The organism is Flavobacterium sinopsychrotolerans (genome assembly GCF_900110375.1).
Classification (GTDB): domain Bacteria; phylum Bacteroidota; class Bacteroidia; order Flavobacteriales; family Flavobacteriaceae; genus Flavobacterium; species Flavobacterium sinopsychrotolerans.
In genome coordinates this window covers 159,224-172,570 of sequence record NZ_FODN01000006.1, presented here as the reverse complement: position 1 = coordinate 172,570, position 13,347 = coordinate 159,224, and the positions used below count along the sequence as shown (strand labels likewise).

Annotated in this window: 13 protein-coding genes; all 13 read left to right on the top strand. The window is 39.6% G+C overall.

What is annotated here, in order from left to right:
- Positions 1-17 precede the first annotated feature (17 nt).
- Positions 18-602: a fasciclin domain-containing protein gene (locus tag BMX64_RS11830; RefSeq protein ID WP_091172105.1), complete on the top strand. Its 585-nt coding sequence runs from the start codon at positions 18-20 to the stop codon at positions 600-602.
- A gap of 353 nt (positions 603-955) precedes the next feature.
- Entirely contained in the window at positions 956-1,630 is a 675-nt protein-coding gene (locus BMX64_RS11825) for a hypothetical protein (RefSeq protein ID WP_091172103.1), read from the top strand.
- Between the two features lie 562 nt (positions 1,631-2,192).
- A complete protein-coding gene (gene ppsA / locus BMX64_RS11820; RefSeq protein WP_091172101.1) occupies positions 2,193-4,613 on the top strand; it encodes a phosphoenolpyruvate synthase in 2,421 nt (806 codons plus the stop codon).
- Between the two features lie 12 nt (positions 4,614-4,625).
- The gene (locus tag BMX64_RS11815) at positions 4,626-5,381 is read left to right on the top strand and encodes an SDR family oxidoreductase (protein ID WP_091172099.1); all 756 of its coding nucleotides are present in this window, start codon (positions 4,626-4,628) and stop codon (positions 5,379-5,381) included.
- Between the two features lie 31 nt (positions 5,382-5,412).
- A complete protein-coding gene (locus tag BMX64_RS11810; RefSeq protein ID WP_091172097.1) occupies positions 5,413-5,871 on the top strand; it encodes an OsmC family protein in 459 nt (152 codons plus the stop codon).
- A 57-nt stretch (positions 5,872-5,928) separates the two neighbouring features.
- Positions 5,929-7,662: an acetate--CoA ligase gene (gene acsA, locus BMX64_RS11805; RefSeq protein ID WP_091172095.1), complete on the top strand. Its 1,734-nt coding sequence runs from the start codon at positions 5,929-5,931 to the stop codon at positions 7,660-7,662.
- 46 nt (positions 7,663-7,708) lie between these two features.
- Entirely contained in the window at positions 7,709-9,226 is a 1,518-nt protein-coding gene (locus BMX64_RS11800) for a trypsin-like peptidase domain-containing protein (RefSeq protein ID WP_091172093.1), read from the top strand.
- An 11-nt stretch (positions 9,227-9,237) separates the two neighbouring features.
- The gene (gene pdhA / locus BMX64_RS11795; protein WP_091172091.1) at positions 9,238-10,227 is read left to right on the top strand and encodes a pyruvate dehydrogenase (acetyl-transferring) E1 component subunit alpha; all 990 of its coding nucleotides are present in this window, start codon (positions 9,238-9,240) and stop codon (positions 10,225-10,227) included.
- An 18-nt stretch (positions 10,228-10,245) separates the two neighbouring features.
- Positions 10,246-10,506, top strand: a complete 261-nt coding sequence (locus tag BMX64_RS11790) for a zinc ribbon domain-containing protein (protein ID WP_091172089.1) — start codon at positions 10,246-10,248, stop codon at positions 10,504-10,506.
- Positions 10,507-10,650: 144 nt separating this feature from the next.
- Positions 10,651-10,923, top strand: a complete 273-nt coding sequence (locus BMX64_RS11785) for a zinc ribbon domain-containing protein (RefSeq protein WP_091172087.1) — start codon at positions 10,651-10,653, stop codon at positions 10,921-10,923.
- A 19-nt stretch (positions 10,924-10,942) separates the two neighbouring features.
- Positions 10,943-11,941, top strand: a complete 999-nt coding sequence (locus BMX64_RS11780) for an alpha-ketoacid dehydrogenase subunit beta (RefSeq protein ID WP_091172085.1) — start codon at positions 10,943-10,945, stop codon at positions 11,939-11,941.
- Positions 11,934-13,103 carry a dihydrolipoamide acetyltransferase family protein gene (locus tag BMX64_RS11775; RefSeq protein WP_091172083.1) on the top strand — a complete coding sequence of 390 codons (1,170 nt, stop codon included), beginning with the start codon at positions 11,934-11,936 and terminating at the stop codon, positions 13,101-13,103. Before BMX64_RS11780 ends, BMX64_RS11775 begins: the two co-directional genes overlap by 8 nt.
- Positions 13,100-13,345 carry an acyl carrier protein gene (locus BMX64_RS11770; RefSeq protein ID WP_091172080.1) on the top strand — a complete coding sequence of 82 codons (246 nt, stop codon included), beginning with the start codon at positions 13,100-13,102 and terminating at the stop codon, positions 13,343-13,345. The genes BMX64_RS11775 and BMX64_RS11770 overlap by 4 nt, the downstream gene beginning before the upstream one ends.
- The last annotated feature ends 2 nt before the right edge of the window (positions 13,346-13,347 follow it).

Here is a 13,347-nt window from a genome sequence, read left to right as displayed (position 1 = left end):
ACTTAAAAATATTGACTATGAAATTAGTAAAAACAATTAGTGCATTTGCATTGTTAGGAGTAATCGCTACTTCTTGTGGAGAGAAAAAACCAGCTGAATCAACAGATATGGCTGATACAACAGCTGTAGCAGTAGACACAATGGCTGTTGCTGAAACACCAAACATTGTGGGCGTAGCTTCAGGAAATGCAGATTTCTCAACATTGGTTACAGCTGTAAAAGCGGCAGGATTAGTGGAAACATTAAGCGGAGAGGGTCCTTTCACCGTTTTTGCACCAAACAATGCAGCATTTGACAAACTTCCTGCAGGAACTGTAGATGGTTTATTGAAACCAGAAAGTCTTGACAAACTGAAAGCAGTTTTGACGTATCATGTGGTATCAGGAAAATTTGATGCTGCAACAGTAATTGATGCAATCAACAAAAATAACGGAAAATACACTGTTACAACTGTTCAAGGTGGTACTATTGTTTTAAGCTTGAAAGACGGAAAAGTGATGTTGACAGATGCAAACGGCGGAACTGCAACAGTTGTTCTTGCTGATGTAGCTGCTTCAAATGGAGTTATTCATGCAATTGATACTGTAGTTATGCCTAAATAAGGTTTTAACTTATTCTACAAGAAACCGTTGCAGTAGTGCAACGGTTTTTTTATGCGATGTCACAAACAAATAACAGTTCATTTTTTGCCGTAGACAACAGCTTTGACTAACTTTGAAATGGAATCAGGTTTAACTGTATTTGAAAACAGCAATCATTTTTTATAACTTTCCGTTAGTATCAAAAATTACAGGAGATAAATGCTTAAAAAGTCAACCACTAATCACAATGATTTTTACTGTTTTTTTGAAATTAAATAAAGATTCGTGAAAATTAGTGTAATTCGTGGCTAAAATAATCAACTGACATTACCGGAAATTCCTAACATTTAAAATAATTCAGCTACATACATCTTATGAAACACTTTACTCTTTTACTTCTTGTTTCCGCAATCCTAATCGGTTGCCAAAACAAAGACAATAATTCATCTAAAATTCCAGTAACAAATAATGTGCAGGACACTGTTTCCATTGTTGAAGAAAATACGGAAAAGACCCCAGACAGTACAACAAATGTTGAAACTAAAAGTACGCACGGATTGATTCTGACTTCTAATGCATTGCAGATAGTAAATAAAAATACCGGTTCCACCTCAGAAATCCCTTTTGGTAAACCATTTGACCAAATGACTGAAATAGTAAATAACATTCTCCAGTCCAAACCAAAATCTATTGGAATAAACACCGAATGCGGTGCCGGACCTTTAAAAATGGCTACATGGAACAATGGACTGACACTAGTATTTCAGAAAAAAGAATCTGAATCTAAAACACCAGAAACCGAGTGGTATTTTGCGGGTTGGTTCGTGGGAAGCAATTCAGAGAATAGTCCAAGGATTTCTACAATGGCAGGAATCAGCATTGGATCTACAAGAGCTGAAATGGAAAGTGCTTATGTAATCACAGTGAACAAAACCAGTTTAGGTTACGAATTTTCAACAGCATCAGGATTATCTGGAATTTTTGACGGTGCAAATAAAGAGTCAAAAATTACAAATTTATGGAGTGGTCTTAGTTGCAATTTCAGATGAGTTAAAAAGTGATATAACCCGTTGTATTAAATACTTCGAATAAAGAAAATGGTAACAGAAAACACATTTTATATTACCTTTTTTTATGAAGATATTTATTTATAAATCATTACTCCTTATTTTTAAATTTAATTCAAAACATGCATTCTTAACTTCATTTATTTAAAAAAATAGGTCATTAGAGCGTATGAATTTGAAAACTTTTCTATTGAAAAAACCTTCCAAAAATCAATACTTTCAATTAAAAATAAAAATATTTCAAAAGCACTCGACAAAACACACATTATCCTGATAAACAGTAAGTTAATCTTTAAAATAAATAGTATTTTTTAAGATTAGAAAATTTATTTTATTAAATTTACAGTATTGGTTTTAGCAAGAAGGAATTCCTACTACTCGCTTCTCTAAACCTAACAAACGATATGTAAATTTCAGACCTACTGCTGAATTTCAAAATTTACTATCGGATTAATTTAAAAGCCCGCCCCATCACTATTTTTTCTAATGTTATAATTTTAACAGCCTAAAACAATGGTTTGTTTCTATTTAAAAAAAATAAGAAATGGCAAATTACAAACACATCCTTTTTTTCAATCAAATTGGTATTGAAGCCCTTAGTGAAGTTGGTGGCAAAAACGCTTCGTTGGGAGAAATGTACAATCAGCTCAACCCAATTGGCATCGCCATTCCAAACGGCTTTGCTATTACCGCAGAAGCCTACCGATTATTCCGTAAACAAAATAATCTGGAGCAACCGCTTCAAGAATTGCTGTTGTCATTGGATACCAAAGAGTATTCGAATCTTTCTGCTATTGGAGAAAAAGCAAGAAAACTCATTTTATCAGCAACTATTCCCTCCGAAATTCGGGACGAAATAAACACAGCCTATCAATCACTTGGTGAACAATGCGGAATAAATAATCTAAATGTGGCGGTTCGCAGTAGTGCCACTTCGGAGGATTTGCTAAGCGCCAGTTTTGCGGGTCAGATGCAATCTTTTTTGAATATTAGCGGTCCAGACCAATTATTAGATGCTGTACACCGCTGCTTTGTGTCCTTGTTTACAGATCGCGCCATCAAATACCGTCATGATATGGGCTTTGCTACATTAGATATTGCCATTTCCGTTTGTGTGCAACAAATGGTGCGGAGTGATAAAGCTTCGTCAGGAGTTGCGTTTACCATAGATCCGGACAGCGGATTTGAAAATACCATTATCATCAACGGATGCTGGGGACTGGGCGAAAATATAGTTCAGGGTACCGTTACGCCAGATGAATGGATGGTTTTTAAGCCCACTTTAGAAAACATGGATTTGAATCCAATGCTGAAAAAACAATGTGGCAGAAAAGAGTTTACGATGATTTATTCCGAAACATCAGAAAGTAACTCAGCAGAAAACACTATCGTAAATACCGAAACGAGTTTGGAAAAACAAAATCAATTTTCCTTAACCAATCAAGAAGTCATTCAACTGTCTCGATGGTGTGCTAAAATTGAAAAACATTATCAAAAACCAATGGATATCGAATGGGCAAAAGACGGTTTGAACAACCAATTGTATATTGTTCAGGCCCGTCCGGAAACCGTTCACGGCAAAGCAAACAAACAAGTTCGGGAAATATATAAACTCCAGGAAAAAAGTACACTTTTGACCAAAGGAATTGCACTTGGCGATAAGATTGCGTCCGGAAAAGCCCGAATTCTGAACAATCCGCAAGAAGGTGCTTTATTGCAAAACGGAGAAATCATTGTCACTGATTTGACCAATCCGGATTGGGATCCCATCATGAAAAGAGCTTCGGCAATCATAACCAATAAAGGCGGGCGCACCAGCCATGCCGCCATTGTAGCCAGGGAATTAGGAACTCTTGCCGTTGTAGGATGCGGAAATGCTACTTCGACTATAAAAAACGGACAGGAAATCACCGTTTCCTGCGCCGAGGGCAAAGAAGGGAATGTTTACGATGGGAAATTAAAATGGGAAATAAAAGAACAGGATTTCAGTACTCTCAAAATGCCGGAAACAGATCCGATGCTAATTCTCGCCGACCCCGAACGAGCTTTTGAATTAAGTCAGTATCCCAATCAGGGTGTGGGTTTGATGCGCATGGAATTTGCGATTTCGAATACCATCAAAATCCATCCTTTAGCGTTATGCGAACCTGAAAAAATAATAGATCCAAATATCAAATCGGAAATAGCGGCATTGACAAATGGCTATGAAGATCCCAAAAATTATTTCATTGACAAACTCGCCGAAGCGGTAGCGATTGTCGCCGCTGCTTTCTATCCAAAAGAGGTGATTGTACGAATGAGTGATTTTAAAAGCAACGAATACGCCAACCTTATCGGAGGGAAATATTATGAACCAGACGAGGAAAATCCGATGATTGGCTTCCGTGGAGCCTCTCGTTATTACAGCGATTTTTATCGAAAAGGTTTCGCCCTAGAGTGCGAAGCAATGAAAAAAGTACGCAACGAAATGGGACTTCACAATGTAAAACTGATGATTCCGTTTTGCCGCACATTCGAAGAAGGTGAACATGTATTGGCCGAAATGGCGAAAAACGGTTTGGTACAAGGCATCAACGGATTGCAAATTTATGTGATGATTGAAATTCCAAGCAATGTATTGATGGCGGATGATTTTGCTAAACTCTTCGATGGTTTTTCTATTGGTTCCAATGATTTAACCCAACTCACTTTGGGGCTGGATCGCGATTCGGCATTGGTCAGTTACTTATTCAGCGAAGAAAATCCTGCTGTAAAATCCCTGATAAAAGAAACCATTCGGGTTGCCAAGCGCTACGAAATAAAAGTGGGATTGTGCGGACAAGCACCGAGCGACATCCCTGAATTCGCCACGTTTTTAGTAAATGAAGGGATTGACAGTATCTCATTTAACCCCGATGCTTTGATAAAAGGAATCGAAAATATTTTGGAAGCAGAACAAAAAACAAAGAGAAAAATCATCGTCTAAGAAAACCAAATCATGGAAACAACATTCAAGAATAAAGTAGCATTAGTAACTGGAGGAGCATCAGGAATTGGCAGAGCCACTGCACTTGCTTTCGCCAAAAAAGGAGCCAAAGTAGCCGTAGTAGATTGGAAAGAAAATGATGAAATGGTAGACCTCATCAAAGAATTGGGCAGTGAAGCTATTTTTATCAAATGCAATGTCTCAAAAACCGATGACGTAAAAGCAATGGTGGCGCAAACAATTGCCGCATTTGGCCGATTGGATTATGCGTTCAACAATGCCGGAATCGAGGGTGCCTCCGCTCCTACCCAAGATTGTTCGGAGGAAAACTGGGACAAAACCATTGGTGTAAACCTGAAAGGAGTTTGGCTGTGCATGAAATATGAAATCCCGGAAATACTCAAACAAGGAAAAGGAGCCATCGTCAACTGCGCTTCGGTAGCCGGATTGGTTGGTTTTGCAGGGCTACCGGCTTATGTGGCTTCTAAACATGGTATTGTGGGACTTACAAAAACCACTGCTTTAGAATGTGCTACACAAGGAATCCGAGTAAATGTGGTTTGTCCCGGTGTCATTCAAACACCAATGATTGACCGACTGACTGGAAAAACAAAAGAAGGTATCGAGCGATTTAAAGGTTTTGAACCCATTGGACGCTTTGGCCTTCCAGAAGAAATAGCCAATGCCGTGGTGTGGATGTGCTCTGATGAAGCCTCATTTGTAACAGGACATGTGATGGCTGTAGACGGCGGATTTACAGCACAATAACTTTAAAAAATAACCAAAAAACCATATCAAAATGCACACGTACGAAGTCAACCTAAAATGGACCGGTAACACCAAAGGGCTTTTAAGTTCTCCAGTTTTACCACAGAATATTGAAGTCGCCACACCTCCTGATTTCCCAAAAGGAATGCAAGGAATCTGGTCGCCGGAACACTTATTTATCGCATCAATAAACAGTTGCGTCATGAGTACTTTTTTGAATATCGCTGAAAACTCTAAACTGCATTTTATCAGTTTTGAATGCAAATCTTCCTGTACCGTTGATTTGGTCGAAGGTGCTTACGTAATTACTGAAGTCCTCTTACATCCTAAAGTCGTTATTCCCTATTCTCAAAAACCAGACAGGGCAAAACGTATTGTGGAAATGAGTGAAAAGGCATGTTTGGTTTCCAATACATTAAAAATACCCATTCGATTAGAGCCCGAAATCATTGTAGAGAAAAGTCTGTTTCCTATTGGTGAATCTTTTTAATTAATGAAAAACAGAAAATTTCTATTCGAAACCACCATTTTTTAAACGTGCCTCGCCATGATTTCCATCAAAAATAAAATCACGCACCACCTTTTGGACTATGAAAAAATCCATGCTACTTTTTCATGGGGAAATGTTGCCCGGGAATTAGATGGTCTTCCAAATGGAAAAGGACTGAATATAGCGCATGAAGCGGTTGATCGTCATGCATTAACGCATCTGAAAAATACGGTGGCATTGCGTTTTATTCGAAAAGACAACCGTTTACAAGAATTCACGTATGCAGAATTACAAAAACAAACCTCGAAGTTTGCCAATGTACTTCAAAAATTGAAAATCCAGAGAGGAGAACGCATTTTTTCTTTTGCTGGCAGGATTCCAGAATTATACATAACCGCTTTGGGAACGTTGAAATATACCGCAGTATTTTGTCCGTTGTTTTCTGTATTTGGCCCTGAGCCCGTGTATCAGAGACTTAGCAAAGGCGATGCAGCTGTTCTGGTAACCACCACTCTTTTATTCGAAAAAAAGATAAAACAAATCCTGGAAAAACTTCCTTCGCTCCGCTATATCATTCTTACCGATGCAACTGAACATGCTTCTGAAAAAATACGTTCTTTTTCCAAGCTCATGGAGGAGGCCGAAACGGAATTTACCATTCCGGAAACCAATCTGGAAGACCCCGCTTTATTGCATTTTACCAGTGGAACAACTGGAATGCCAAAAGGCGTACTTCACGTTTACCAAGCTGTACTCACGCATTACATAACGGGCAAATATGTTCTCGATTTTCATGAAGGTGACCACTATTGGTGTACCGCGGATCCGGGTTGGGTAACCGGCACTTCGTACGGCATTATTGCTCCGTTACTGCATGGAATCACCAGTATTATTGATGAAGCTGAATTTGATGCTACCCGATGGTATTCGCTTCTTGAAACACATAAAATAAACATTTGGTACACCGCTCCCACAGCTATCAGGCGACTGATGCGGATGGATATAAAACCCAAAAACATATATAATCTCGAAAATCTTCGGTTGATTCTTAGTGTTGGCGAACCGCTTCATGCCGAAGCCGTGATTTGGGGACAGGAAAATTTTGGTATCCCCATTTTAGACAATTGGTGGCAAACCGAAACGGGCGGCATTATGATTGCCAATTATCCGTCGATGCCTGTAAAACCGGGTTCGATGGGAAAACCGATGCCCGGAGTTGAAATTGCCATTGCAGCAATAAATGACGACCAACTGACACTTATCACACAACCTGAAATTCAAGGGCATTTGGTTCTTAAAAAAGGGTTTCCGTCACTATTTCGAGCATATATTCATGAAGAAGAACGCTATAAAAAATGCTTCATTGGCGATTGGTACCTCAGCGGCGATCTAGCCAAGAAAGATGCAGATGGGTATTTCTGGTTTATCGGTCGGGCGGATGATATTATCAAAACTTCCGGACACATGGTCGGTCCGTTTGAAGTCGAAAGCACGCTAATGCGCCATCCTGATGTGGCGGAAGCTGCTGTGATTGGAATACCGGAACCCACCATTGGAGAAATGGTAAAAGCCTTCGTCGTACTCAAAACTGGAAAAGAGCCTAACGAGACAACCAAAATGGATATTATGGCTTTCGCCCGAAAAGAAATGGGTCCGGCCGTGGCTCCCAAAGAAATTGAATTTGTGGAAAATATTCCCAAAACCAGAAGCGGTAAAATTTTAAGACGATTATTAAAAGCCCGAGAACTCGGTTTGCCCGAAGGCGATATTTCAACATTGGAATCCTCCTAAAATAGAATAATCCTTAAAAATTAATCATTACTAATGAATTTCAGCCATGATACCTTTCCAAAAAATAAAGCGACTAAACCAAACTGTTTTTCTGTTTGTGCTTCTTATTCTATTTCAAGGATGTGAAGCTCAAAATAAGAATAGTGAAACGGACATAGAATCCATCCAGAAAAGCGCCGCCCTTGTTCCCGAAAAAATTTCATATTCAGGCAATGTCGATTTCAGAATGGCAGCCAAAATAGCTATGCCCGGAGTAGTTCATATCAAGTGTAGTTTCAAACCACAAACACTTCAATACGAGGGTGAAGATCAATTTTACAACATTCCGGACCCTCTCAAAGATTTTTTTAGAGACGATCCTTTTTTCAGAGAATTTAGGTTTCAACTGCCACAGTCCCAAAAATATAATTCTGAAACCGTGATTGGCAGCGGATCTGGAGTGATTCTCACACCTGACGGATATATTATTACCAATAATCATGTGGTAAAAAATGCCGATGAAATAAATATCACTTTGTTCGACGGACGATCCTATCCGGCAAAAGTTATTGGAAATGATCCTCAAACTGATCTTGCTCTCCTTAAAATCAAAGAAAGCAACCTTTCGTTTATACGCTACGGCGACAGTGATACTATTGAAGTGGGAAAATGGGTTGTTGCGGTAGGAAATCCATTTAATCTGGCATCGACGGTAACGGCAGGAATTGTCAGTGCCAAGGCCCGAAATATCAATATTCTAAGCGATCAAGGCGCTATAGAATCCTTCATACAAACAGATGCAGCAGTAAATCCAGGCAATAGCGGCGGCGCATTAGTAACACTGGAAGGAAAACTCATTGGTATAAACACCGCAATAGCAACGCCAACAGGTGTTTATGCTGGATATGCGTTTGCAATTCCTGTAGATATTGTAAAAAAAGTAGCGGATGATCTGATGAATTTTGGATCTGTTCGCAGGGGAATTTTAGGAATAAGTATACGCGATTTGAACAGCACATTGGCAAAGGAAATAAAAATTGACCGTGCCAATGGCGTTTATATTGACAGCGTCACTGTAAATGGTGCGGTAAAAGAAGCAGGTGTAAAAGAGAAAGATGTCATTATCAGCATTGATAATATAGAAACCGCTTCGGCTGCAAAATTACAGGAAATCATCATGCGAAAACGTCCGGGTGAAAAAGTAAAAATCACACTCATCAGAAACGGTAATGAGAAAAAAGAACTGATTGCCACACTGAAAAAACAGGAAGCAACCCAAGAACTTACAAAAAGTAAAAATATAGAATTGCTTAAAGATTTGGGAGTTGAGTTGAGTCCAATTACTAAGGAAGACCAAAAAGTGTATAATGTAAAAAACGGACTCAAAATCACCAAACTATACGATGGGAAAATAAAAAGATTCACCGGCATACGCAACGGATTCGTAATTACATCAGTCAACAACAGGGTAGTTTCATCGGTTCAATCCTTTATGGATGCCGTTGCAGCACAAGAACGCGGCATCATGCTCGAAGGAAAATATGCCGGCGATCCTACGTATTACTATTATGCTTTTGGATTATAAAACTATAAAAAATGGTACAATCAACTACAGAACCACAACCGATGGATGCCAAAAGAGGATTGCTTTTTTTGTATCAAATGCTGCTTATAAGACGTTTTGAGGAAAAAGCAGCCGAGCAATATACGAAAGCTAAAATCCGTGGTTTTCTGCATTTGTATATTGGAGAAGAAGCGGTTGCTGTAGGCGTAATTCAGGCGCTGAGGGAAGATGATAATTTATTGTGTACCTATCGGGAACACGGTCATGCACTAGCTAGAGGTATTGATCCTGACATTATCATGGCCGAAATGTATGGTAAAATGCAAGGCTGCTGCCGAGGTCGTGGAGGCTCGATGCATTTGTTCGATATGTCAAAAAGGTTTTATGGTGGCAATGCGATTGTATCTGGCCATCTTCCACTTGCTGTTGGAATGGCTTTGGCAGCCAAAAAACAGAAAAAAACGAACCTTACATGTTGCTTTTTTGGAGAAGGAGCAGCTGCCGAAGGTACCTTTCACGAAAGCCTGAATTTAGCGGCACTTTGGGAAGTTCCCGTTTTGTTCGTATGTGAAAACAATTTGTATGCGATGGGAACTGCGATAAAATATTCGCATGCTGTAACAGAACTGGAAAAAAAAGGTGCTGCATACGGGATTGAAGCCGTTGCGGTGGACGGAATGGATTTGATGGCTGTGATTGCTGCTGCCAATATTGCTTCCGCAAAAGTAAGAAGCAGTGGAAAGCCATATTTATTAGTTTGCAATACGTATCGTTTTCGGGCGCATTCGATGTTTGATGCAGAATTATATCGGGATAAAAAAGAAGTCGAAGAATGGAAAAAACGAGATCCTATTCCACAATTCGAACAGTATCTTTTGCAAAAGCAATGGATAACGGATGAGGAAATTGCTGCTTTTGAAAATAAAATTGAAAAAAAAATAGCTATCGCAGTCGATTTTGCGGAAGCAGGAACATGGGAGCCGTTAGAACAACTAACAAAATTTGTTTACAGTGAAACATAAAGCTAAAAATTTAAAATCATGGAAAATAAAATAATCTGTCAAAGTTGTGGCATGCCACTGGACACAGAAGCTGTGAAAGGCACTGAGAAAAACGGTTTAAAAAGCAATGAATATTGCAAATACTGTTATGAAGATGGCGTCTTTAAGAATCCAAAAATGAAATTGGAAGACATGGAAAATAACGTGAAAAATCAAATGAAAAAATTAGAACTTCATGAATATGCAATTCAAAAAGCGGTAAACATACTACCAGCATTGAAACGTTGGAAAAATAATTAATCCAGAAGTTCAAAGTAGAATCCAGAGCGGAGTCCCTTTTGCGGAAGCCTGAATCTAATACTTATAAACCCATTGACAAAATGGTGTACACGAAAAATAAATTAGAAACTACATAAAGAAAGCTAACTATTTAAATCAACACACATGGAAAATACACATTTTTGTCAAAGTTGCGGAATGCCACTGACTACAGAAGAAACGAAAGGAACCGAAAATAACGGCCTAAAAACAAATGATTATTGCCGGTATTGTTATGAAGACAGTCACTTCAAAAACCCGGATATGAACTTGGAAGAAATGAAAAATACCGTAAAAATGCATATGGAGAAAAAAAAGCTTCCTATTTATATGGTTCAAAAAGCATTGAATATTTTACCTGCATTGAAACGTTGGAAAAACAAACAATTTGTTATTTAATCCCTAATCAAATGGCATCATGGACAACAGTACCGGCACAATAACCCTTACGTATCGCGAGGCTTTGAAACAAGGGCTTCGCGAAGCGTTGCAAAATGACGAAAACGTCTTTTTGATGGGTGAAGATGTGGGGCGTTACGGAGGCGCTTTTGCGGTAAGCAAAGGGTTATTGCAGGAATTTGGTGCGGAGCGCATTATGGATGTTCCGCTTTCAGAAGCAGGTTTTGTAGGAGCGGGTATTGGGGCGGCTATGGCGGGAATGAAACCCATTATTGAGGTGATGACCGTCAACTTCAGTTTGTTGGCCATGGACCAAATTGTGAATAATGCGGCGACCTTATTGCACATGTCAGGCGGCCAGATTCATGTGCCAATGGTTATCCGGATGGGTTGCGGAATTGGCCGTCAACTGGCAGCGCAACATTCGCACAGTTGGGAACCATTTTATGCACACATTCCGGGATTAATTATTTTGTCTGTGGGAACGCATGAGGATGCACGGGGAATGTTGCGTGCTGCTTTGCAAAGTCCGGATCCCGTCTTGCTGTTTGAATACACGCTAATGCTCAATCTCGAAAAAGAAATTGCTGTAGATTTAGGTTTTATTGATATTACCAAAGCCAAAGTGTTGCGCGAAGGATCTGCTATTTCGATCATTACGTATGGAACGGGCGTTTATAAAAGTCTGGAGGCTGCTGCCGAATTAGCTTTGGTCGGAATCGAAGCCGAAGTTATTGATTTGCGGGTGTTGCGACCTTTGGATGAACGTACATTTCTGGAATCAGTGGCAAAAACGCATCGGGTTTTGATTGTTGAAGATGCGTGGCGTTCGGTCAGTATCTCGTCAGAAATTAGTGCTCGAATTATGGAAAAGGCATTTTATGATTTGGATGCTCCTGTACAGCGATTGTGCGGTGTCGAAGTTCCCATTCCCTATCCTGCACATTTGGAAGAAGCTGCGATTCCGCAGAAAAATGATATTGTAAATGCTGTAAAAAAAATGATACATCATGATTGAATTTCAAATGCCAAATTTAGGCGCTGATATGGAAGCTGGAACTCTAATCGAATGGAAGAAAAAACCAGGCGATACGGTACAGCGTGGCGATATCATCGCCGAAGTGGAAACGCAAAAAGGGCTGATAGAAATTGAGGTTTTTGATGAAGGAACCATCGGAGAATTACTGATACAAGAAGGAACTAAAGTCCCTGTGGGAACGATAATGGCATTGATTCATCCCAGCGCAGCAGCAATGGAAACCAAAAAAGGAAAAGCAACATCAGAAAAGCCAATTGCCTTACAACCTATAGAAGAAAAAACAACCGTACTTTCAATCAAAGCTTCTCCACTGGCAAGGCGAATTGCTGCGGAAAATCATCTCGATCTTTCGCAAGTAAAAGGAACGGGAGAAAATGGCGTGATTACGAAAGACGATGTGGATTTAGCCTTGACAACTCAAAAAGAGCAACTTCCAAAAGTGGAAAAATTTCCTCCTGATGACGCAAAAACACTAGCACAAATTGAGGCGGTTCGTACAGCAATAGCTGCGGCAATGAGCAAATCGAACCGAGAAATTCCGCACTATTATCTAGAAAAAAAGCTAGATATGGCAAAAGCAACTGATTGGCTGATAGCCAAAAACAAAGAGAAATCAGTTCAAGAACGGCTGCTTCCCGTTGTGCTGCTGATCAAAGCAACCGCTAGAGCGCTGACTGATTTCCCGGAATTGAATGCGGTTTGGCAAAACGGTTTACAGTTAAAAAACGAAATTCATATTGGTTTTGTGGTTTCGCTGCGCAACGGAGGAATCATAGTTCCCGCGATTCACAATGCGAATATAAAAAGTCTGGATGAAATCATGGCTGCCTTAAATGATATTATTCCCAGAGCTCGTGCCTTGAAACTACGCAGTTCAGAATTGAGTGACGCTACAATTACGGTAACCAACATTGGCGATGGTGGTGCCGATATGATTTTTGGGGTGATTTATCCGCCACAGGTTGCGATAATTGGTTTCGGAAATATTTCAGAACAACCCTTTGCGGAGAAAGGCATGTTAGGAATCCGGACTTCAATTTTCGTAACTCTGGCGGGGGATCATCGTGCTACGGATGGATTAACTGGCAGTCGTTTTCTAGTAGCTTTGAACAACCATTTACAAAATCCTGAAGCGCTATGAATGAAGAAGAAATCAAACAAATTGTTTTTCAATTATTGAAAAAAATTGCACCTGATACGGAACCATCAACATTAAAACCAGATGAAAACATCAGGGAAACACTCAATATTGATTCGTTTGATTCGTTGCAATTTATCGTTGCATTGAACGAAAAAACAGGAATTGAAATTCCGGAAGAAGATTACGGAAAAATAGCCACATTACAGGCACTGACAGCTTACATTAAAAATAAAAAACCGTAAAA